The organism is Kribbella sp. NPDC048915, assembly GCF_040649595.1.
Taxonomy (GTDB): Bacteria; Actinomycetota; Actinomycetes; order Propionibacteriales; family Kribbellaceae; genus Kribbella.
Genome location: NZ_JBEZFT010000007.1, coordinates 111,509 through 133,369 on the forward strand (window position 1 = coordinate 111,509; position 21,861 = coordinate 133,369).

Genomic DNA, 21,861 nt, shown 5'->3' on the forward strand with positions numbered 1-21,861 from the left:
GCTCAGCTGTTCGTCTGCGGCGCGTTCTTCAGCCGGAAGACCCAGAATTGGCCGCCGACGTCGTACAGGTGGGTGGCCTCCGGGACGTGCTGACCCAGCGAACCCGACGCGGAGTCGTAGCCGCCGCCGTCCTTGCCCCACGGTCCGACGTACAGGTAGGTGTGGCCGGGCCCGTTCAGGATGTCACCCGGCTTCATCCCGCCCGGCGGTACGGCGTGCCAGGAGTCGTACTTGCCGGAGTTCATCATGTAGTCGAACTGGACGCCGGTGGACACCTTCGGGAAGTTCGGGTCGGCGCCGCTCATCCGCATCACGGTCGCGACGAACCGCCCGCAGTCGCTGTAGGGCACGTAGCCGTTCGGCCCGTCGTTGTACTGCGCCATCGCCTGGACGAACTCCGGCTTCGCGAGACTGGCGTCCGTACCGTTGTGACCGCCCTCCGGCCAGGCCAGGTTCTTCGCGACCTCGGCAATGTTGCCGCTGCCCGCGCCGCACGCGCCGCCGGTGCTCGCCGCGGCCTCGGTTTCGCCGCCGTCGCCGCCGGACGGCGCGGAGTCCGCGAACTGCTGGTAGACGTGCCGTGCGTTCGCCTTACGCTCGGCGTACCGCGGGTGCGACGGGTTCTCACTGCCGGCGAAGCGCTCGAACTTGTGGCCGAACTGGAAGGCCGCGTCCTCGACCGAGTTCGCCGCCTTCAGCGCGGTGCCCGCGGCGCCTTCCGGCAGCGGACCCTCGCCCCGCAGCTGTTTCAGCAAGAACTCCAACTGGTACCCGAGGGAGGCGATCGTCTCGTCGGAGACACCGTCGTCGCGGGACGGCCGGATCATCTTCCCGGCCGGCGTCCACTGCACGATGCCCCAGCCCAGCGACGAGTTGATGACCTCGCTCGGCATGCTGACGGTGCCCGGGTTCGTCCCCTGCAGCCGCCCGGGCTCCACGCTGGACTCGCTGATCATGTTGCCGACGATGCCTGCGGCCTGCTCCTTGGAGTAGCCGTTCTGGACGAAGAAGTTGAAGGCCTTCTGCTGGTTGTTCGCACCGGAGAGGTTGCCGTCGACGCAGCTGCAGGCGGAGCTCTTCGAGGAGTCGACGACGAACGGGTTTTCGTCCGGCTTGGGGACAATGGACCAGTTGCCGTCGTTCTTCTGGTCGGCCCACATCTCCCAGTGGATGTGCGCGCCGGCGATCCCGATCGGCGCACCCTGCGCGTCGGTGCCCTCGCTTCCGGTGCCCGCGGTGCCGATCTTGTCGCCGCGCTTGACCTCGGCGCCCTGGTTGACCGTGATGGTCTTCAGGAACTTGTACCGGGTCTCGACGCTCTCGAGCCGGATCCGCACCTCGTTGTCCGAGGCCTTCATCACCTTGCCGTCGTGGGAGGCGTACACCGGGTCGTCCTGCTCGACCCGGAAGTCGTAGCCGCGGTGGAACGGGGTCCACTCCGAGTCGATCTGCTGCCGATCGGTCGGGTACCCCATCAGGCTCTCGTTCTCGGCCTCGGCCTGCGCGCACTGCGCCTCGGCCGAGTCCAGGCCGCCCAGCACGCCGAGCAGCATCAGCAGCACGATGCCCAGCGACAGCGACACCAACAAAACGAGTCCGGCGGCGATCCGCAGCAGCTTGCTGGCTTCCACGAAGGCTCCTCGCTCGATCTGGTGCTTCCCGCAGTCCGGGGGAAGGGGCGGTCACTGGGGAAAATGCTGCCTGAAAACCGGGTCATCGTGTCGGGAGTTATCCACAGGCTGGTCCCGGGCGGTGGGGCGGGCGCGACAACGGACCGGGTCTGCACGAGAATCGTTGCCATGTACGAACGGCTGCGGGTGGACCGCTCGACCACGGTGGACCGGGTGGTCGACGCGCTGCGTGCCGCCCTGTTCGCCGGTGACCTGCAGCCGGGGACACCGCTGCGCGAGCAACCGCTCGCCGAGGCGCTCGGGGTGGCCCGGAGTACCGTCCGCGAGGCGATGACCATGCTGGTCACGGAGGGGTTGGCGGTCCGCGAGCCGAACAAGGGGGTCAGCGTCGCGATCCTGCACCCGGCGGCCGTGGCCGACATCTGCCGGGCCCGATTCGTGCTCGAGTCGGCAGGGATCCGCGCCTGGTTCGACGCCGACGAGGCGGCCCGGGAGCGGGTCCGGGAGGCGATGCGGGTGTTCGCCGCGACCGCGAAGGACGGCGCGGACCCGGAGGCGATGACCGAGACCCACCTGGCCATTCACCGCAGTCTGGTCGCACTGACCGGCAGCGAGCGGCTGATCGCCACCGCCGACTCGATCACCGGCGAGGCCCGGCTCGCGCTGGCGCGGGTGGACGCGCTGCGGCAGGACGCGCGCCAGCAGGTCGCGTCCCACCGCAAGCTCATCCGGTTCCTCGAGCGCGGGGAGCTCGACGAGTGCGTCGAGGAGCTCCGCCATCACCTCGCCGGCGCGGAGGAGTCGCTGCTCGAGGCCATCGCGACTCCCCCGGCCTGAGCGTCAGACCAGCCCGTCGGCCGTCACGTCGTACGTCTTCGAACCGACGCGCAGGCCGGTGAGTCGCGCGTCCGGGTCGAGCGCCGCGACCTGCGGATTCGCGGTCACGGTGCCGTCGAGCGCGACCTCGATCCCAAAGATGCCCTCCAGAACCAGGCTGACCCAGGCACCGGACGACGAGCAGGACCAGTCGATCAGGTACGGGAACTGCGGCGGCGACTTCCGCGCACCGCCGGCCATCGGCGGCTCCGCCTCCTCGACGAAGTGCGCCTGACCGCACGGCCCCTGGTTGGCGGTCTTCGCGAGGCCGGGCAGCCAGTCCAGCAGTACGTCGCCACGCCCGAGCGCGAACAGTGCGCGGCCCGCGTCGGCCGGCCACGCCGGGTACGCGCCGTTCCACTGGTGGTCCGGGCGCACACTGAAGGCTGCGTCGGCGTCGTACGGCGACAGCGCGCGCATCCAGGTGGGTGTCTGCAGCTCGCGCTGGAAGAACGCCACCATCTCCTCGCACTGCGTCTCGGACAGGTCGTCCGGGATCGTCGTACCGACGATGTTGAAGTCGTAGCAGTGCCGGACCGGTACGAGCGTGCCGTCCGGCTGCCGGGCGTGCCAGAAGCCCTTGCCCTCGACATACAGCTCGTTGACATGCGCAGCCTGCGTCGATGCCTCCTTGCGGAGCAGCGCGGCGCGGTCGGAGTCACCGGCGCGGTCAGCGAGCTCAGCGGCCACCCGCATGCACCACACGTTCGCGGCGTTGAAGCTGGCCACCTCGTGCACGTAGCTGCTGACGCACTCCAGCAGGTTGTCGATACCGCCGTAGTCGGCCAGCGCATGCTCACCGCGCAGTCCGCGCCACGCGGTCGCCCAGTCGTGCACGTGCTCGCCGACCGGCTTCGCGCCGACCGTGGTGTCGAGAAACGCGTCGTCGCCGGTGAAGCGAACGTAGTCGCGCACCAGCCGGGTCATGGCGAAGTCGTTGACCGAGTACCAGTAGCCGACCGGTCCGCCGGTCAGCCACTCGGTCCCGAAGTGCTTGTGGGTGTCCAGGTCGATCCAGTGCTCGATGTGTTTGCGCATCGGCTCCGGGTCGAGCAGTGCATGGGTGAGCGAGGACAGGCTGTAGTCCCAGATGAACGTGGTCGTCTGCCAGTACCGCGGCATCAACGTGTCGTACGTCCGTCCGAGCACACTCGCCGGGTTGTCCCGGCGGAACCAGATGACGCCGAGCACACCCCACCAGTACAGCTTGCGCAGCGCCTCGTTCGACGTCTCCAGCACCGGTAGCGAACCGCTGAAGCCCTCGCTGGACGGGTCGAACGCGTCGGCGATCGCTACGTCCCACATGCTCTCGGCAACGTCGAGCACCGCGGGTACGTCGGCCACGCAGACGTCGAAGTGCTGCGTCGCCTCCTCCAGCGTCCCGGCTAGCACGTGCACGTACGACAGCCGCGCAGTCCCGTCGGCGCCCAGCTCCACCGATGTCTCGAGCACCGACCTGTCCACAGTGCTCGGGACGTCGAGTCCCTGCACGCTGACGGCCGACGCCGAGTCACCTGTACCGACGACCCGGCCGTCCACCACCCGCAACGTGTTCGGCTCCGACGGGGGCTCCGGGCGCAACCACCCGCTGGGCGAGCGCGTCGCCGTACTGGCGAGCGCGAAGCCTAGCCGCACGGACCGTCCCGGCGTCCCCGACACCTCGAGCTGTACGACGACGGCGGGCCGGCCTGGCGCACAGGCGGTGGTGGTGCGTAGCGAGAGCCCGTCCACGGTGGTGGAGCGCACCACGCAGTCCGGGCGCCACACCACCTCGACCGTTCCGCCGTACGAACGCGCGAGCCGGCCGTCGACGTACAGCTGAGCGGTGATCGTGTCGCCGTGCGAGTACGGCGGGAAGTTGACACTCCGGATCGCCATCACGTCGTGGTCGACCTGCGCCGTTCCGAGGAAGTTCGTCAGCCCGGGCGGGTTGAACATGTCGTCGTAGGTGTGCGTAAGGACGTCGCTGGCCAGGTCGGCGCTGCGCGGAATCATGAGGGGTCGGCCCAATCGGTGTTCGGGAGCAGGGGGTACCAGTCGGGGCGGGCTGGGTCGCGGTCGTAGGGGTACGTGCCGAGTTCGCGGAACAACTCGGCGTACTCGGCGAGCTTGTCGCGGTCGAGCTCGACGCCCAGGCCGGGCGCATCGGGTACGACGATCGCGCCGCCGACGTACGGAAGCTTGCCGCCGGCAATGATGTCGTCGCGCAGGTGGTGGTAGTGCGCGTCCGCGGCGAACGAGAGGTTCGGGACGACGGCGCCGAGGTGCAGCATCGTCGCCAGCTGGATGCCGAGTTCACCGGACGAATGCACCGCGACACCGAGCTGGACCGTCTCGCACACCCCGGCCGCCTTGATGCACGGCCGGATGCCGCCCCAGAACGTGGTGTCGAGCAGGATCACGTCGACGGCCGGATCGCGAACGTTGGCGGCGAGCTGCTCGAAGTTCACCACGACGGTGTTGGTGGCCAGCGGGATCCGGGTCTTCTCGCGGACGCGGCGCATCCCGTTCAGGCCCCAGGTCGGGTCCTCGAGGTAGTCGTTGTCGAGGTCCTCGATCGCGCGCGCGAACCGGATCGCCTCCTCGACACTGAACGCGCCGTTCGGGTCGAACCGGACGCCATGCCCCGGAAAGGCCTCGGCCAGTGCCCGGAAACACTCCCGCTCGTAGTCCGGCGGGAACACGCCGCCCTTCAGCTTGTGGACGCTGAAACCGTGCTGGTCGACCAGCTCGCGGGCGTGCGCGACCAACTGCTCCGCCGTCCGGATCTCGCCGGTGCCGTCGTCGTTCGGATGCCGGAAGAACAGGTAGCTGGCGAACGGCACGCGGTCGCGGACCTTGCCGCCGAGCAGCTCGTGCACCGGTACGCCGAGCTCGCGACCCTGCAGGTCCAGGCAGGCGAACTCGATGGCCGCGAGCAGCTGTGTGCGGTTGTTGTAGAGACTCGCGGTCGGGTTGGCGAGCATCCAGCGCAGCGCTTCGGTCCGGGCCGGGTCGTGACCGACGAGGTACTCCTTCAGACCGGTGACCGCAGCCTCGGCGCTCTGTCCACCACCGCCCATCTCGCCGAGACCGATCAGCCCGTTGTCGGCCTCGACCTCCACGACAGTCCGGACGAAGCGTCCCCAGTGCGCTCCGTTGCTGTGCCGCAGTGGCGCCTCCAACGGCATCGTGACCGTGGTCGCGCGGACGTCGACGATTTTCACTTGGCGTCCTCCGGCAGTACGACGGCCAGCCCGGCGGTGAGCCCGCCGTCGACCTTGACGTCCGCCCCGGTCACGAACGACGCGGCCGGGGACGACAGGAAGTGGATGACGTCGGCAACTTCTGCCGGGGTCGCGACGCGGCCGAGCGGATGCGAGCGGCCCCATTCGGCCACCACGTCGTCGGTCGACCGATCACCGGCGAACTGCGCCGCCGACGTCCGCAGCATCGGGGTGTCCACGGAACCAGGGCAGACCGCGTTGACCCGGATGCCGTCGGCGGCGTGATCGACGGCCATCGCGCGGACCAGACTCAGCAGCGCGCCCTTGCCCATCGAGTACGCCGCGACGCTCTGCTGCGCCGCATACGCCTGGACGGACGCGACCACCACGACACTGCCGCCGCGAGGCAGCTTCGGGACGAACGCCTGGCAAGCGAAGAACACGCCGCCGACGTTGACCGCCATCACCTCGTCGAAGACCTCCGGCGGGGTGTCGACGACGGTGCCGTACCGCTGGATGCCGGCCGCGCAGACCAGCACGTCGACGGCACCGATCTCGTCCGCGGCCGCGGCCAGGGCGGCGCGATCCGAGACGTCCACCTGGCGGCCGATCACGCCGTTGCCGAGCGCCGCCAGCGCGTCGGCGTCCCGGTCGAGGGCGATCACCCGGTCGCCCGCGGCGACGAAGCGTTCGACGGCGCCGCGCCCGATCCCGGCGCCACCGCCGGTCACGACCACTGTGCGGCTACTCATAGACATGTCCTCCGAGAGATCAGAACTGGCCGAGGGCGAGGCCTCGGGAGAAGAAGCGTTGGGCGGCGAGGAAGAGGATCACGGTCGGCAGCGACACCAGCAGGCCGCCCGCCAGCACGGTCGGCAGCGCCGCGCCGCCGTACGTGCTCTGCAGGCCGGTCAGCGCCGGCATGATCGGGCGGACCGACTCCGACTGGCTCAGCGTCAGGCCGAGCAGCAGGTCGTTCCAGACGAAGGTCGCCTGCAGGATGAAGATCGCGGCCAGCGCCGGACCGGCCATCGGGAGGTAGATGCTGCGGAAGATCCGGAACAGTCCGCCGCCGTCGACGACCGCGGCCTCGAACACGCTGCGCGCGATCCCGGTGAAGAAGTTCCGCATCACGAACGCCGAGAACGGCACGCTGATCGCGGTGTAGACAATGATCATCCCGGTCCGGGTGTCGTACAGCCCGGAGTTCGCGTATCCGGAGAACAACGGCATCAGGATCATCTGCAGCGGGAAGATCGTGCCGCCGAAGACGAACACGAACCACAGGAACCCGAAACGCAGCCGCAGGACGACGATCGCGTACCCGGCCGCCGCGCCGACCAGAACCGCCAGCACCGGCGCGATCACGCTGTACATCGTGGTCGCCACCAACGTGTCGCCGAGGGCGGCCTTGCTCCACGCGTCGCCGAAGTTCGTGAACAGCGCGAAGCCACCCGGTTTCCACACGGTCTTCGCGTCGTAGCCGTCGATCGACTTGGACGCGTTGACGATCAGCAGGTAGACGGGCGCGAGCCAGATCACGCCGAGCACGATGAGGACCGCCGTCTTAACCCTGCTCACGTGCGTCTCCCAACTGGTAGCGCAGGTACAGGATCGAGGCCGCGAACGTGACCAGGCTGAGGAACAGCGCGATCGCCGCACCTTGGCCGTAGTCGTTCAGCACGAAGGTCTCCTTGTACATCGACAGCGCGAGCGTCTCCGACGAGGTCCCCGGTCCGCCTTGCGTCATCACCCACACCACGTCGAACGTCTTCAAGCTGCCGACGATCGACAGCCCGATGACCACCGTGGTGATCGGACGGAGCTGCGGCCACAGGTGGTGGCGGAACAGGCTGAAGCCCTCGGCACCGTCGAGCCGGGCCGCCTCCAGCGGCTCGTTCGGGATCGACTGCAGACCGACTACGAACAGCAGCGCGTTCACACCGGCCGCCTGCCACGTGGTCGCCACGATCATCATCAACGTGTTACCGGGACCGGCCTGCAGCCAGCCCGTGTGCTCACCGGGGAGCCCGAAGAACCCGAGCGCCTGGCCCAGTGCGCCGTCCGGCTGCAGGACGAATCCCCAGATGACACCGACGGCAACGCCGGAAATCGCGTACGGCAGCAGGAACGGCAGCCGCAGCCACGTGCCCCACCGGTGGCCGTACGTCAGTACGGCCACCAGCAGGCCGAGTGCCACGGGCAGCGTGACCATGCCGACCACCCACAGCAGCGTGTTGACCAGCGCCCCGACCAGGTCGGGGTCGCTGAACATCGCCTGGTAGTTGGCCAGCCCGGTCCACACCGGTGAGGCCAGGCCGTCGTACTCGGTGAAGCTGACGTACGTCGTCCACAGGAACGGGAGGTACAGGAGCAGCGCGACGACCGCTACCGCGGGCAGTCCGAACAGCGGCGCCGCGCGCGCTCCGGTGCGATCACTCACTTCTGCTTGGCCCAGTACGCGTCCGCCTCGGCCTGGATCTTCTGCAGGCCGGGCATCGGGTCACCCGGCTTGGTCACGAACGCGCCGAACACCTCGAGCGCCTTGTTCGCCACCGGCACCGGCGTCGCCTCGAACCAGCGGTTGATCAGCCGGTACCCGTCGCCGCCGACGTCCTTGTTCAGCTTCGCCAGGCCCGGGTCCTTGACCTCGGCCTTCGGGTTGAACGACAGGTCGCCGCGGGAGTTCGCCCAGGCGGTCTGCGCCTGCGGGGTGAGCCACCACTCGGTCCACTTCTGCACCGTCGACGCGTGGTCGGACGCGGCCGCCGAGCAGACCGGCCCGGTCTCGAAGATCATCGAGGTCTTCGGCAGGTCCGGGTTCACGTTCGGGATCACGAAGAAGTCGTAGTCGGTGCCGGCCTTCATCTTCAGCGTGTTCAGGTTGCCGCTGAACCAGGTGCCGAAGTTGATCATCGCGACGTCGCCGTTCTTCAGCTGCGCCTGCGGCTCGGTCTTCGCGCCCGGGTCACTGAAGTAGCCGGCCTCGATCATCTTCTTCCACTCGTTCATCACCTCGACCACACCGGGATCGGTGTACTTCGCCTTCCCGGTGGCGAGCGCGTCGTACAGGTCCGGGTCCTTGCCGGCCAGCAGGGTCTCGAACCAGACGAACGAGAACAGGATGTTGGTCTGGTAGAACGGCTTCACGCCCGCGGCCTTGACCTTGTCGGCCACCTGCAGCAGCTCGGCCCAGCTGGTCGGGGTCTTGGTGATCCCGGCCTTGGCGAAGACGGACTTGTTGTAGTACATCACCCAGTAGCCGGCGTTCAGCGGGACGCAGTACTGCTTGCCGTCGAAGGTGAAGTACTCCTTGAGCTGCTCCGGTACGTTGCCGTCGGCAATCGCCTTGTCCCACTGCTCGGTGGTCTCGGCGACGAGCTTCTGGTCCACCAGATCCTGAAGCTCCTTGCCGGTGTGCCAGCTGAACAGGTCGGCCTTCTCCTTGGTCCGGAACGAGGACCGGATGAACGCGGTGTAGGTGTTCGCGTCGGAATACCCGACCGGCTCCATGCCGACGCCGATATCCTTCTTGCTCGCGGCACCGACCTGGACGAACGCGTCCTTCCAGCCGCCCTTGTCGTTGTAGAACTTGAGCGTGTCGACCGGCTTGTCCTCGCCCTTCTTCGGCGCGGCCGCGCCGCCGCCACCTCCACAGGCGGACAGAGCGAGCGCACCGGCGATCACCAGGGCAGCCAGCGCCTTGCTTCTGTTGCGTTGCATGTCTTGCGTCCTTCCAGCTCAGGGGTGCTGAAGTCTCTGATTGATGACGGCCAGGACGCCGTCCAAGTGTTCGCGGGTGAGGAGTTCGGCGAGGTCGGCGTCGCCGGAGCGAATCGCGTCGAAGATCGCGCGGTGCTCGTCGAGGTCGGCCTGCCGGTCGCCGTGGATGTGCAGGATCTCCAGTTGCTCGCGGACGTTCACGACGGTGACCGACTCGACCACCTCGGCCAGGGTCGCGTTCCCGGACGCGAGGGCCAGTGAGCGATGGAAGTCCATGTTCACCTCGGCCAGCTGCGCGTGGTCGCCGGATGCGATCAGCTCGGCCGCTGTCTCCAGGTCCGTCGCCATCCGCTCCAGCGCTGTCTCGATGCGCGTCTGTGCGGCCAGCGCGGCGACCGGCGGCTCGATCAGGGCGCGCGCCTGCAACAGCTCGACCAGGCGATCCGGAGTCGGCGCGAGCGCGAGCGGGTTCGCCAGGATCAGCCGGCCGACGTTCGGCCCGACGTACACACCGGAGCCGTGCCGCAGCTCGACGGCCCCCGTGGCCTCCAGCCGGCGCAGCGCCTCCCGCACGGTCGGTACGGCGACCTTGAACCGCTCTGCGAGCGACCGCACCGCCTCGAACTGATCACCCGGCGACAGCTTCCGCTCGGCGATCAGCGCGAGCATCGACGTCGCCAGATCGTCCAGCAGACTGCGGCGTACGACGCCGCCGGTCGAGCTCATTCGGCTGCCTCCAAGGTGACCGAGACGAAGCGCGGACGGTAGATGCTCACGTCGTCGTACAGCTCGTCGCTGACCAGGCTGTTGACGTTGTAGCTGACCAGCAGCGACGTGCCGCGGCGCAGGTCGGGGTGCTCGTGGGAGTTGTACGTGATGATGTTTCCGCCCGTCTCCGGCGTCTGGTACAGCTCGACCGGGTTCACCCACGGACCGGTCGGCGAGCAGGAGAAGTACCCGAGGACGCGCTTGCTGAACAGCTCGTTGGTGTCGTGCGTGACGAGCAGGTAGCCGTCCTTCCAGCGCGTGACGCTGTGCTCGTTGGCCACGCCCTGCAGCGTCCGCACCGACGCGGACTCGTCCGGCGACCAGCCCGAGCCGGTCCAGTACTCCCACGGCTTCGCGGTCAGGTCGTCCCCGCGGACGCGTGCCACGTGCTGGTACTTCGCGGCGCCCAGGTCTTCGACGCCGTACACGTAGGTGTAACCGCCGTCGCGCTGCAGCCAGCCGGACCACTGCACACCTCCACCGGACGGCAGCGGCGTGAGGCTCTTCAGCTTCAGCGAGGTGCTGTCGAACCGCGCGAGGTAGTTGCTCGCCCAGCGCCAGTCCCACTGACCCGATCCGGTCTTCTCGAAGCGCAGCGCGACCACGTCGAGGTTGCGGCCGGCGTTGCTGGTCTGGGCGGCACCGAACCAGTACCAGCCGTTCGACGGCGGCGGTACGAGCGCGGTCGGGTTGCTCGGCGTACCGCCGGTGACTGTGGTCAGCTTGTCGCCCTTCTGGACAACGAACGAGTTGTTGAGGAACGGCGCGGTGGTCGGACGGCTGCCGTCCGGGTTCACCGGGCCGAGGAACGTGTCGGAGAAGACCCACGCGGTGCGGCCGCCGCGCAGCGGCACCGAGTACGTGCTGTCGGCGCCCGTCCAGCCCCTCCCGGTGTCGGAGTAGGCGTTCAACAGGCTCTCGGGCGCGGCATGCGGGGTCGCCGTCGCGGTCCAGGTCTTCTGGACGGCGCTGCAGGTGGACGGCTGCGGCGCCGCCGTGGCGGAGACAGCGGAGGCAGCGGAGGCAGCGGGGACAGCAAGGCCTGCTGCCGTGAGCGACAACGCGACGACTGCTACCAATGGGCGGGACATGAAAATGATCAGATCACTTGGTCATTTCCGTGTCAAGAGTCAGGGATCTCTCCGGGTGCGTCCCGGGACGGAGTGCTACCGCGCGGGTGGGAGGATCGACCGCATGAAGAACTTGATCATCAGGTTGCTGGCCAACGCGGTCGCGCTGGCGGTGGCGAGCTGGCTCGTCTCCGGCATCACGCTCGAGGGAGCGACCACCGGCAAGCGGGTGCTCACGCTGCTGATCGTGGCCGCGATCTTCGGCCTCGTGAACGCGATCGTGAAGCCGGTGGTGAAGCTGGTGTCGCTGCCGTTCCTGATCCTCACGCTCGGCCTGCTGACCTTCGTGATCAATGCCTGCATGCTGCTGCTGACCTCATGGATCACCGGCAAGCTCGACGTCCAGTTCCACGTCGACGGCTTCTGGGCGGCGCTGCTCGGCGCGCTGATCATCAGCGTCGTCGGCATGATCCTCAACGCGGTGCTGCCGGAGAAGGCCGAGATCCGCTAGTGGTCCGCTGATGCACGTCGAGATCGTCTGCACCGGGAACATCTGCCGCTCACCGATGGCCGAAGTCGTGCTGCGCGCCAAACTCGCCGGAGCCGGCGTCGACGGCGTCGAGGTGACGAGCTCGGGTACCGACGGTTGGCACGTCGGCGACCGGATGGACCCGCGGGCCGCGGCCGCGCTCCGGCGCCGTGGGTACGACGGCGGCGCGCACCGCGCCCGTCAGTACGACCGATCGGCTGCGCCCGACCTGGTGCTGGCGATGGATTCCGGGCACCGCGAGACGCTCGGACGGTACGGCGTCCCGGCGCAGCTGTTCGCGAGTAACGACGTACCGGATCCGTACTACGGCGAGGACGACGGCTTCGACGAGGTCCTCGCGCAGATCGAGAAGGCGGCCGACACCTGGGTCGACCGCCTCCGAACGGCCGGCTGAACCACCGGCCGAAGCAAGATCGGCCCTGACCGAAGCAAGCTCAGCTCTGGCCGATGCGGGTCTTCAGCTCGACGAACCAGTCGACGGTCGGGTCGAACTCCTTGCCGCCGGCGATCCGCGGGAACTCGATCGCGCGCAACTCGTCACCACGCTCCTCGTCGTGGCCGACTACGCCGGCCTCACCGCGCAGCGCGGCGTCGACGGCGTAGTCGGTGCACTCCTTGATCAGCGCGAGGTCGCGGTCGTTGGCCGCGGCGGAGCGGCTGAAGTACCCGCTCTTCTGCACCATCGTCTTCTCCGCGCCGATCCGCTCGGCGAACTGCTTGGCGAACCAGGCGCCCGGGTTGATGGTGTCCAGCTTGACGTGACCGAACGGGTCCCGGCCGACCTCCTCGCCGCGCGCCTCCATCTCGGCCACGATCGACGGCACCCCGGCACCCTCGGACAGGAAGATGTTGACGCAACCCTCGTCGTCCATCACCTTGCGCAGCCGCTCGGCCTCGGCGTCCAGGTCGATCGTTGCCTCCGGCACGTACACCGCGTGGATGTCCCAGCCGCCCTTGGTCAGGCCGATGCCCGGGTTCCACTCCTGCTCGTCGACCCACTGCTGGTAGGCCTGTGCCGTTGCCGCGGTCAACCATCCGCAGTTGCGGCCCATCACCTCGTGGACGATCAGCATCCGCGGGTTCGAGCTGTGCTCGGCGATGATGTTGCGGGCGAACAGCGCGCCCTGCTCGGCCGCCGTCCAGGCGCCCAGGCTCTGCCGGATCGGGACCACGTCGTTGTCGATGGTCTTCGGCAGACCGACCACGGTCAGGTCGTAGTCGTGCTCCTGCAGGTACGCCGCGAGGTCGGCGGCGGTGGTGTTGGTGTCGTCACCGCCGATCGTGTGCAGGACGTCGACACCGTCTGCGACCAGGCGCTCGGCGGCGACCTGTAGCGCGTTCTGCCCGTCCTGGATCAGGCCGCGCTTGACCAGGTCGGCGGTGTTGGTCAGCTTGACCCGGCTGTTGCCGATCGGGCTGCCGCCGAACTTGTGCAGCAGCGCGGCCTTCTCCCGGACCTCCGCAGTGATCTCGACGAAGCGGCCGCTGAGCAGACCGTGGTACCCGTTCAGGTAGGCGATGATCTCGACGTCGGGCGCCACGGCGGTGTAGCGCTCGATCAGCCCACCGACGGCGGACGACAGACAGGGCGCGAGCCCGCCGGCGGTGAGCAGGGCAACTCTGCGGACAGACTTGTCGGCAGCCATGGATCGGGTCCTTCCGGGAACGTCACTGAAGTCGCCACCAGACTAGTGATGCAGACCACTCCCGGCGGTGGTTGGGGTTCACCCTGCGGACAACGGCACGCTGCGCGGCGGAATCGGCGTGGAGACGATGAACGAGCTCGTGGTCTGGCCGTGCGGCAGGAACTGGTCCAGCACTCCTTCGAGCGCGGCGATCTCGGCGACCTGGACCCGGATCAGGAAGCAGTCCTCGCCAGAGATCCGATGGCACTCGACGACCTCGGGAACCCGCTCGGCGAGGTCGATGATCTTCGGGATCTGGTTCGGGCCGGGGCGCAGCCGGACCCAGGCCGCGACCGGCCGGCCGAGCGCGCCCGGATCGAGGTCCAGCCGGTACCCGCGGATCACGCCGGACTCCTCCAGCCGGGCGACCCGCTCGCGCACCGTCGGCGTCGAGACACCGAGCCGCCGGGCGAGCTCGGTGGTCCGCAGCCGGGGATCGGCGGTCAACTCCTGCAGGATTCGAGTATTGAGCTCATCCAGCAATTGACTTCTCGTTTCGGTAAGCACGACCGCCTCCTGGGCTCCGAATCGCCATGGCTGGCACCGTATTTTATTTCTACTGTAATGAGTGTGACTACTGCTACCGAAGCTCCTGCACGGATCGGCCTGGCGGCGGGCGCCGCGGCCGTCACGGTCGTCCTCTGGGCGTCGTCGTTCGTCGCCATCCGGCATCTCGGCAGCCAGATCTCCGCCGGTCCGCTCTCGCTCGCGCGGCTCGGCCTGGGCAGCGTCTTCCTCGGCGCGCTGCTGCTCAGGCGGCGGCAGCACCCCGTCGTACGGCGCTGGCCGGCCGGACGCGACTGGTTGCCGCTGATCGCCTGCGGCGTGCTGTGGTTCGGCGTGTACAACCTGGCCCTCAACGAGGCCGAGCGCCGGCTCGACGCCGGTACGGCGGCGATGCTCGTCCACATCGCTCCGCTGCTGATCGCCGTCCTCGCCGGGATCGGGCTGGGCGAGGGATTCCCCCGGCAGTTGGTGATTGGCGGTCTCGTCGCCTTCGCGGGCATCGTCGTGATCGGTACGTCGACCTCCAGCGGTCGCGCCGAGACCTGGGGCGTGGTGTTGTGCGTGATCGCAGCGATTTCGTATGCCGTCGGCGTGGTGACGCAAAAGCCGCTCCTCAGTCGGCTGCCCGCCGCGGAGGTCACCTGGCTCGCCTGCACGATCGGTGCGGTCGTCTGCCTCCCCTACGCACCCACGCTGGTCGACGAACTGCAGTTGGCCGACGCGTCGACGGTCTGGTGGGTCGTGTACCTGGCCGCGTTCCCGACCGCCCTCGGCTTCACCACGTGGGCTTTCGCGCTCCGCCGTACCAGCGCGGGCCGCATGGGCATCACCGTGTACGCCGTACCGGTCGTAGCCGTCCTCCTGGCCTGGCTGGCGCTCGGCGAAACCCCCACCCCACTCGCCTTCGCCGGCGGAGCACTCTGCCTCGCCGGCGTCGCCATCTCGAGGAGAACCACCTGAAGTTCGGTGTCGTTGTCCCGCTACAGCGCTTCGCGGAGGAGGTTGTTGCCCAGTTCGCGTAGGTGCTGGTGGATGCCGTCGTACGCCGTGACTGGTGGCAGGAGGCGTTTCGGGAGCTTGGTGACCACGCTGTAGTTGGCGTCGACCACGTTGGCCAGCGGGACCTCGCTGACCTGGCTGAGCAGTTGGTACGCGTCCAGCTTGTCGAGCCCGTACAGGTCGCCCAGCCAGCGCACCGTGTCGACCTGACCGGCCCGCCACGCGTCCTCGAGTGGCCGGGCCGACCCGATCACCGAGAGGTACTCGTCACTCTCCAGTCGTGGCCAGACCGGTCCGGGCGTCTTGACCAAGTCGACGATCAGGACGACGTTCATCGCGCCCTCGACGGCCGTACCGCAGGATTCGCCCTCACCCTGCCGGTAGTGCCCGTCACCGACCGAGAACAGTGCGCCTTCGACGTTCACGTTCAGGAAGCAGGTGGTGCCGGCGCGCATCTCCGGAGTGTCCATGTTGCCGCCGAACGTGTCCGGCACCAGCGCCGAGCGCACCTCGCCGGCGGCCGGCGCCACACCGACCGTCCCGAGCATCGGCTCCAGCGGCAGCGCAACCTCCAGTTCACTGCCCTGCGCCTGGAAGCCGACCGTCTTCCGGTCGCTGTCCACCTCGTAGATCCAGGTGCGCTCCGGCAGCGGGTCCTGCAGCGTGGCGGTCCGGTCCGTGCTGGTCAGCCCGCCGAAGAACGGGATGGTCGCCGACGCGCCCCACGTCCGCGCCGGGGTCAGCTCGACGAAATGCAGCGCCAGCGTGTCGCCCGGCTCGGCGCCCTCGACGTAGAACGGCCCCGTCTGCGGGTTGACGAACGGCATCGTCAGCGAGGCACTGGCGAGGTCCGCCGTACTGCGGATGCTGCCGGCGAAGGCGTCCTCGGTCCACAGCCGCAGGGCGGTACCGGGGCGGACCCGGCGAACCGGCGGCGCGCCGCCGAAGGTCCAGGCGAAGTCGGAGGGCTCAGGGGTGAATTCGACGATGTCCACGTCTGGCAACCTTGGGGTGAGGATCAGCGGGTTCTCAGCCGATTCTCACAGAAGCGGCCTACTCTCGCGGTGAGCGGGATTTCGAGCGAAGCGGGGCAGACGACATGCGGGTACTGGTGGTGGACGACGACCGGGCGGTCCGGGACTCGCTGCGCCGTTCGCTGGAGTTCAACGATTTCGAGGTGGTGACCGCGACCGACGGCGCCGAGGCGCTCGCGGTGATCGGCAACGTGGAGCCGGACGTCGTGGTGATGGACGTGATGATGCCGCGTCTCGACGGGCTGGAGGCCACCAAGGCCTTGCGGGCCGCGGGCAACAATGTGCCGATCCTGGTGCTGACCGCGCGGGACGCGGTCGCGGACCGGGTGGACGGCCTGGACGCCGGCGGCGACGACTACCTGACCAAGCCGTTCGCGCTGGAGGAGCTGTTGGCCCGGCTGCGCGCACTGCTGCGCCGCAGCACCACCCCCGGCGAGGGCGGGCAGCGCGGCGAGGTGCTGCAGTACGCCGACCTCGTGGTCGACGTGGACGCACACGAGGTGCACCGCGGCGACGTACCGATCCAGCTGACCCGTACCGAGTTCTCCCTGCTCGAGCTGCTGATCCGCAATCCACGCCGGGTGCTGGAGCGCGCGGTGATCCTGGATGCGGTCTGGGGCTACGACTTCCCGACCACGGCGAACTCGCTCGAGGTCTACATCGGCTACCTGCGCCGCAAGACCGAGGTGAACGGTCTGCCGCGCCTGATCCACACCGTCCGCGGCATCGGCTACGTGCTGAGGGACACCCCGCCGTGAGCCAGCAGCCCGACGGCTTCCCGTCGTACGCCGGCCAGCCGCAACAGCGCGAGCCTCAGCATCAGCCCCTGCAACAGCAGCCGCACCAGCAGCAGCCGTCGCAGTCGCCGGAAGGCATGCAGCAAGGCTCCGCGCAGTCGCATCCTGGTGGCAACGGGAGTCGCGTCGCTGCGACGGCCGCCCGGACACAGACCTGGTGGGCCGAGACCCTCCACAAGCTGACCCTGCACGCCCGCGTGACACTGCTCGCGGCAGTAGCGGTCGGCCTCGCCGTGGCGATCGTCAGCGTCGCGGCGTACGTCACCGTGCGCCAGCAGATGTACCAGAACCTGGACGACAGCCTGATCCAGCGTGCTGGGCAGGCGTCGCAGAAGGGCGTCCTGACCAACCTCGAGAACCTGCAGAACGCCTCCGCCGACGCGCTCGGCCTGAGTGACATCCGGGTGGGCGTGCTGGGCGCGGACGGCCAGCAGTTCGGCGCCCGGAACAGCCCGCTGCCACCGATGGGCGAGCAGGAGCTGGAGATCGCCAGGAGCCAGGGCAACGAGGTCAGCCTGCGCACCGTCGGCGTCCGCAACGGCGGATCGCACTTCCGCGTGGTCGCCGTCTCGACGCAGTACTGTCCGGTCAACGCTCCCTGCAACGAGATCAAGGACCTCTTCCAGCCCGGGGCGCTGGTCGTCGCACAGTCGCTGGGGTCGATCGACCAGACACTGCACAACCTCGGCGTCGTGCTGTGGGCGTTCGGACTGATCGGCGTCATCGGCGCCGCGCTCGCGGGTAACGCGGTGGCGCGGTCCGGTCTGCGGCCCTTGGCCCGGCTGACAGGAGCGGCCGAGCACGTCGCCCGGACCGAGGACCTGAAGCCGATCCCGGTGACCGGGCGGGACGAGATCTCCCGGCTGGCGATGGCGTTCAACGCGATGCTCGGCGCGCTCGCGCAGTCCCGCGACCGGCAGCGCCGGCTCGTCGGCGACGCGGGGCACGAGCTGCGCACGCCGCTGACCAGTGTGCGGACGAACCTCGATCTGCTCGCCCAGGCGGACAAGCGCGGCGGGCTGAAGCCCGAGGACCGGCAGCAGCTGCTGGACGACGTCCGCGCGCAGATGGACGAGCTGACCACGCTGATCGGTGACCTCACCGAGCTGGCCCGGGACACACCTGAGGTGCGCAACGCCGAGCTGATCGAGCTGTCGAACGTGGTCGAGGACGCCGTCATCAAGGTACGGCGGCGCGCGCCCGGACTGGAGTGGGACGTACAACTCACGCCGTTCCCGGTGTGGGGCGACGAGCGACTGCTCGGGCGCGCGGTGACGAACCTGCTCGACAACGCGGCGAAGTACAGCGTGCCGGAAGGCGCGGAGCCCGGCAGCGACGGCGAGCCCGTCGGACGCGTCTGGGTCCGGCTGGTGGACGGCGTACTCACGGTGACCGACTCCGGGCCGGGAATCGCCGAGGCGGACCTGCCGCATGTGTTCGACCGGTTCTACCGCTCCAGCGAGGCCCGCAGCCGTCCCGGGTCCGGTCTGGGCCTGGCGATCGTGAAGCACGCGGCAGAGCAGCACGGCGGCATGGTGTACGCACGGAACGCGCCGGGCGCGGGCGCGCAGTTCACCCTGTGGCTGCCGCACGCGGCGACCCAGACCCGCTGACCAACCCGTCGCGAGCAGAACCGGTTGCGAGCAGAGCCCTTTACGCGCACCTCTCCTGCACGTGAAGGGCTGCTGCACGTTGGGCGCTGCACGTTGTGAGCTGCTGCACCTGGTGGGCTGCTGTGAAGTGCTGTCGATCTTCAGCGGATCTTCATGGAGTTCTTCGGTCACTCCGAGGTGATCTTCAGGGCGTTCTCAGGTCCGGCCGACACAGTATTGCCATGACCGAGAACCAGCCGCAGCAGCCGAAGAACCAGCCCGGCCAGAGCTCTCAGGGACCGCAGGGGCCGGAGCGGACGCAGCAGCTGCCGATGTACGGGCAGCATCAGCAGCAGTTCGCGTCTCAGGGCGGACAGCCGCGGATGGACTCGGGGCCGCAGGGGCAGCGGCCGGGACAGTACTCCGCAGGTGGGAGTGGCTATCCACAGTTCGGCGCACCGGGGCCGCATCAGGGGGCGACTCCGGGCCCGAACTGGCCCATCGGACCACAGCCGGCCGCCGAGCCGAAGCCGAAGCCCCGGGCCGGACTGGCCGTGGTCGCGCTGACCGCACTGCTGGTCGGCACCGCGGGCGGTGTCGGCGGCGCAGCGGTCTACTCGGCGACCGCGGACCACACCGCGAACACCCCGTCGGTGACCGCACCGCTGAACGGCAACCAGGCGGCGCCGGCGTCCGCACCCGACGGCTCGGTGCAGAGCGCCGCGTCGAAGGTGCTGCCGAGCGTGGTGAAGATCGCGGTCACCACTCAGCGGGGCGGCGCGACCGGGTCCGGCATCGTGATCAGCAAGGACGGTCTGATCGTCACGAACAACCACGTGGTCGCCGGCGGCGGACCGGGCGCGAACATCACGGTCACGCTGAACGACGGCCGCACAGTGAAGGCCACGGTCAAGGGCACCGACCCGCTGACCGACCTGGCCGTGATCGATGCGGACGCGGACGACCTGACCCCGGCCACCCTCGGCGAGAGCGGCAAGCTCCAGGTCGGGCAGGGCGTGGTCGCGATCGGTTCGCCGTTCGGGCTCGACGCCACCGTGACCAGCGGGATCGTCTCGGCGCTGAACCGTCCGGTCACGGGCGGCGACGACGATCCGGACAGTACGACGGTTTTCCCAGCAATCCAGACGGACGCCGCGATCAATCCGGGCAACTCCGGCGGCGCCCTGATCGACCTCGCCGGCCAGGTGGTCGGTATCAACAGCGCGATCAAGACCGCCGGCGGATCGGGACAATCCGAGGGCGGAAACATCGGCCTGGGGTTCGCGATCCCGATCGACCAGGCCAAGCCGATCATCGACGAGCTGGTGGCCAAGGGCAAGGCCACGCATGCGCGGCTCGGTGTGACGGTCGGTGACGCGCAGTCGTCCGACGGGCTCACGAGTGGAGCACGCCTCGGCGAGGTGACGCCTGGCGGTGCGGCGGATAAGGCCGGTCTGCAAGCGGGTGATGTGGTGACCGCTGTAGACGGCAAGGCGATCGCGTCAGGGGACGCGTTGGTCGCCGCGGTCCGTTCGCACCGCCCGGGCGATCAGGTGAAGCTCACGATCGTCCGCGGCGGCAAGACCCAAGCCGTCACCGCCACCCTCGGCTCCGACAACGGGAACCCGACAGGCTGACCGAACGTCTCACCAAGACCGGACTGCGCCGCCCACCGAGCGGCGCAGTCCCTTTTTCTCGCGCTGGGCTTCTGTTGCGCTGCGGGTTTTATTGCGCTGCGGTGCGAGTCGGGATTGGTTACGGTCGCCGGCATGACATTGACGAGGGAGAGACCTCCGTACGTCGCCGACGAGCGCACGTTGCTGGTGGGGTGGCTGGATCAGCAGCGCGCGCTGGTGCGCTGGAAGCTGGAGGGACTGGCCGCGGACGACGCGTACCGTGCGGTGCTGCCGAAGTCGCCGTTGATGACGCCGGCCGGGCTGGTGTCGCACATGCGCTGGACCGAGCATTGCTGGTTCAACGTGCTGTTCCTGGGCGAGTCGTACGCGGGCAATCCGCAGTTCCAGGAGGAGCCCGAGGACGCCGACATGCGGATCGAGGGCGTCCCGCTCAGGCAACTGCTGGACGAGTACGAGGCGCAGTGCGCGCGGTCGAACGAGATCATCGCGGCGCACTCGCTGGACGCCACCGGGACACAGCCGGATTTCCGGGCCGCGCAGGCTACGCTGCGGTGGATGGTGCTGCACATGATCGAGGAAACCGCGCGTCACGTCGGCCACCTGGACGCGATGCGGGAACTGCTCGACGGCGGCACCGGGTATTACTAGACCTTGTGGAGATCCATCGCGCGGACGACCGGTTCCGGACGACGAGTGACTGGCTGGAGTCGCGGCACTCGTTCTCGTTCGGGCCGCACTACGACCCGGCGAACGTCGGGTTCGGCTTCCTGGTCGCGCACAACGACGAGACGGTTGCCCCCGGCACCGGCTTCGGGACGCATCCGCACCAGGACCTGGAGATCGTCACCTGGGTACTGCGGGGCGCGCTGGCGCACCGCGACTCGCAAGGCAACAGCGGGACGGTGCACCCGGGACTCGCCCAGCGGATGAGCGCCGGCTCCGGGATCCAGCACTCGGAGTGGAACGACGGCCCCGAGCCGGTGCACTACGTGCAGATGTGGGTCCGGCCGGATCGGTTCGACCTGCCCGCGTCGTACCAGCAGGCGGAGCTCGACCTGACCACCGGCGAGCTGATCCCGGTGGCCTCCGGCCTCGCCGAGCACGCGTCCTCGACCGCGATCCACCTCAATCAGCCGGGCGCCGGGATGTCCGTCGCGCGCCTGGCTCCGGGCGGTACGATCACCCTGCCCACAGCGCCGTACCTGCATCTGTTCGTCGCCACCGGTACGGCGATCTTCGAAGCCGCGGGCGATCTCGGTACGGGAGACGCCGTACGCCTCACCAACTCCGACGGCCAACGCATCACCGCAGGTCCCACGGGAGCCGAACTCCTGATCTGGGAGATGCACCGGTCAGGCTGAGCCAGTCCGCGACCTGCGGAAATGGCGCGCCCACGACCGGGCCACCAGGACTTCGTTGGCCGCCACCACTGATCGGGGTCGGACGGCGAGCCTCCGACGCGGGCCGGATCGGCGATGACGTCGTCGCGCCGGACGCCGGGGAGCACGTGGTACCGGATCGAGTCGAGTTCGGCGACGAGCGCCAACGGCCACCAGAGCGCACGCACGTACTCGGTCGCCTGGCCGGGTCCGTCCCAGTCGTAACAACCGCGGTAGACGCCTGACTCGTCAGCGGCGAACCAGAGCTTCGACACGAACCCCGGGAAACCGGCGAACAGGGGCGTGTTCAGCCAACTCTCGGCCCGGAACAACCGGTGCTGCCACGCTGCCCTGACGCCGCGCAGACGGAACTCGACGATCAGCACACACGGGTCGGTTCGACCCGA

The 21,861-nt window shown here is 68.9% G+C and carries 21 protein-coding genes; 9 read left to right on the forward strand and 12 right to left on the reverse strand.

Going from position 1 to position 21,861, the window contains the following annotated elements; all coding sequences use genetic code 11:
* Positions 1-2 precede the first annotated feature (2 nt).
* Entirely contained in the window at positions 3-1,631 is a 1,629-nt protein-coding gene (locus AB0B82_RS06480) for a phage tail tip lysozyme (protein ID WP_360163329.1), read from the reverse strand.
* Positions 1,632-1,799: 168 nt separating this feature from the next.
* Here AB0B82_RS06480 and AB0B82_RS06485 point away from each other — a divergent pair, with 168 nt between their 5' ends.
* Positions 1,800-2,468, forward strand: coding sequence for a GntR family transcriptional regulator (locus tag AB0B82_RS06485; protein WP_360163331.1), 669 nt, complete (start codon positions 1,800-1,802; stop codon positions 2,466-2,468).
* Between the two features lie 3 nt (positions 2,469-2,471).
* Here AB0B82_RS06485 and AB0B82_RS06490 read toward each other — a convergent pair whose 3' ends face one another.
* From AB0B82_RS06490 to AB0B82_RS06525, 8 genes are read right to left on the reverse strand one after another with little or no spacing between them, the layout of a single operon-like run.
* Complete coding sequence (locus AB0B82_RS06490; protein ID WP_360163333.1) at positions 2,472-4,502, reverse strand: hypothetical protein; 2,031 nt, start codon at positions 4,500-4,502, stop codon at positions 2,472-2,474.
* Complete coding sequence (locus AB0B82_RS06495) at positions 4,499-5,713, reverse strand: enolase C-terminal domain-like protein (RefSeq protein WP_360163335.1); 1,215 nt, start codon at positions 5,711-5,713, stop codon at positions 4,499-4,501. The genes AB0B82_RS06490 and AB0B82_RS06495 overlap by 4 nt, the downstream gene beginning before the upstream one ends.
* Positions 5,710-6,465: an SDR family oxidoreductase gene (locus tag AB0B82_RS06500; protein ID WP_360163336.1), complete on the reverse strand. Its 756-nt coding sequence runs from the start codon at positions 6,463-6,465 to the stop codon at positions 5,710-5,712. Before AB0B82_RS06500 ends, AB0B82_RS06495 begins: the two co-directional genes overlap by 4 nt.
* A 19-nt stretch (positions 6,466-6,484) precedes the next feature.
* Entirely contained in the window at positions 6,485-7,294 is an 810-nt protein-coding gene (locus AB0B82_RS06505; RefSeq protein WP_360163338.1) for a carbohydrate ABC transporter permease, read from the reverse strand.
* A complete protein-coding gene (locus tag AB0B82_RS06510) occupies positions 7,281-8,156 on the reverse strand; it encodes a sugar ABC transporter permease (protein WP_360163340.1) in 876 nt (291 codons plus the stop codon). The genes AB0B82_RS06505 and AB0B82_RS06510 overlap by 14 nt, the downstream gene beginning before the upstream one ends.
* Entirely contained in the window at positions 8,153-9,436 is a 1,284-nt protein-coding gene (locus AB0B82_RS06515) for an extracellular solute-binding protein (RefSeq protein ID WP_360163342.1), read from the reverse strand. Before AB0B82_RS06515 ends, AB0B82_RS06510 begins: the two co-directional genes overlap by 4 nt.
* Positions 9,437-9,454: 18 nt before the next feature.
* Positions 9,455-10,162, reverse strand: a complete 708-nt coding sequence (locus tag AB0B82_RS06520) for an FCD domain-containing protein (protein WP_360163344.1) — start codon at positions 10,160-10,162, stop codon at positions 9,455-9,457.
* Positions 10,159-11,295 carry a DUF4185 domain-containing protein gene (locus tag AB0B82_RS06525; RefSeq protein ID WP_360163346.1) on the reverse strand — a complete coding sequence of 379 codons (1,137 nt, stop codon included), beginning with the start codon at positions 11,293-11,295 and terminating at the stop codon, positions 10,159-10,161. The genes AB0B82_RS06520 and AB0B82_RS06525 overlap by 4 nt, the downstream gene beginning before the upstream one ends.
* 103 nt (positions 11,296-11,398) lie before the next feature.
* Here AB0B82_RS06525 and AB0B82_RS06530 point away from each other — a divergent pair, with 103 nt between their 5' ends.
* Together AB0B82_RS06530 and AB0B82_RS06535 are read left to right on the forward strand one after the other, a co-directional pair.
* Positions 11,399-11,785 (forward strand): phage holin family protein, encoded by a 387-nt coding sequence (locus AB0B82_RS06530; RefSeq protein ID WP_360163348.1) that lies wholly within the window; start codon positions 11,399-11,401, stop codon positions 11,783-11,785.
* 10 nt (positions 11,786-11,795) lie between these two features.
* Positions 11,796-12,218, forward strand: a complete 423-nt coding sequence (locus AB0B82_RS06535) for a low molecular weight protein-tyrosine-phosphatase (protein WP_360163350.1) — start codon at positions 11,796-11,798, stop codon at positions 12,216-12,218.
* A gap of 40 nt (positions 12,219-12,258) precedes the next feature.
* Here AB0B82_RS06535 and AB0B82_RS06540 read toward each other — a convergent pair whose 3' ends face one another.
* Together AB0B82_RS06540 and AB0B82_RS06545 are read right to left on the reverse strand one after the other, a co-directional pair.
* Entirely contained in the window at positions 12,259-13,470 is a 1,212-nt protein-coding gene (locus AB0B82_RS06540; protein WP_360163352.1) for a pyrophosphate--fructose-6-phosphate 1-phosphotransferase, read from the reverse strand.
* 78 nt (positions 13,471-13,548) lie between these two features.
* Positions 13,549-14,016, reverse strand: a complete 468-nt coding sequence (locus AB0B82_RS06545; protein WP_360163353.1) for an Lrp/AsnC family transcriptional regulator — start codon at positions 14,014-14,016, stop codon at positions 13,549-13,551.
* Positions 14,017-14,073: 57 nt separating this feature from the next.
* On the opposite strand from AB0B82_RS06545, the gene AB0B82_RS06550 reads away from it, so the two are divergent.
* Positions 14,074-14,976, forward strand: coding sequence for an EamA family transporter (locus tag AB0B82_RS06550; protein WP_360163355.1), 903 nt, complete (start codon positions 14,074-14,076; stop codon positions 14,974-14,976).
* A gap of 20 nt (positions 14,977-14,996) precedes the next feature.
* Here AB0B82_RS06550 and AB0B82_RS06555 read toward each other — a convergent pair whose 3' ends face one another.
* Complete coding sequence (locus AB0B82_RS06555; protein ID WP_360163357.1) at positions 14,997-16,010, reverse strand: acetamidase/formamidase family protein; 1,014 nt, start codon at positions 16,008-16,010, stop codon at positions 14,997-14,999.
* 104 nt (positions 16,011-16,114) lie between these two features.
* Here AB0B82_RS06555 and AB0B82_RS06560 point away from each other — a divergent pair, with 104 nt between their 5' ends.
* From AB0B82_RS06560 to AB0B82_RS06580, 5 genes are all read left to right on the forward strand, one after another.
* Positions 16,115-16,807, forward strand: a complete 693-nt coding sequence (locus AB0B82_RS06560; protein ID WP_360163359.1) for a response regulator transcription factor — start codon at positions 16,115-16,117, stop codon at positions 16,805-16,807.
* Positions 16,804-18,459 carry a HAMP domain-containing sensor histidine kinase gene (locus tag AB0B82_RS06565; protein WP_360163361.1) on the forward strand — a complete coding sequence of 552 codons (1,656 nt, stop codon included), beginning with the start codon at positions 16,804-16,806 and terminating at the stop codon, positions 18,457-18,459. Before AB0B82_RS06560 ends, AB0B82_RS06565 begins: the two co-directional genes overlap by 4 nt.
* A gap of 221 nt (positions 18,460-18,680) precedes the next feature.
* Positions 18,681-20,075: a trypsin-like peptidase domain-containing protein gene (locus tag AB0B82_RS06570; protein ID WP_360163363.1), complete on the forward strand. Its 1,395-nt coding sequence runs from the start codon at positions 18,681-18,683 to the stop codon at positions 20,073-20,075.
* 132 nt (positions 20,076-20,207) lie between these two features.
* A complete protein-coding gene (locus AB0B82_RS06575; RefSeq protein WP_360163365.1) occupies positions 20,208-20,723 on the forward strand; it encodes a DinB family protein in 516 nt (171 codons plus the stop codon).
* Positions 20,724-20,728: 5 nt separating this feature from the next.
* Entirely contained in the window at positions 20,729-21,436 is a 708-nt protein-coding gene (locus AB0B82_RS06580; protein WP_360163367.1) for a pirin family protein, read from the forward strand.
* Positions 21,437-21,861 lie beyond the last annotated feature (425 nt).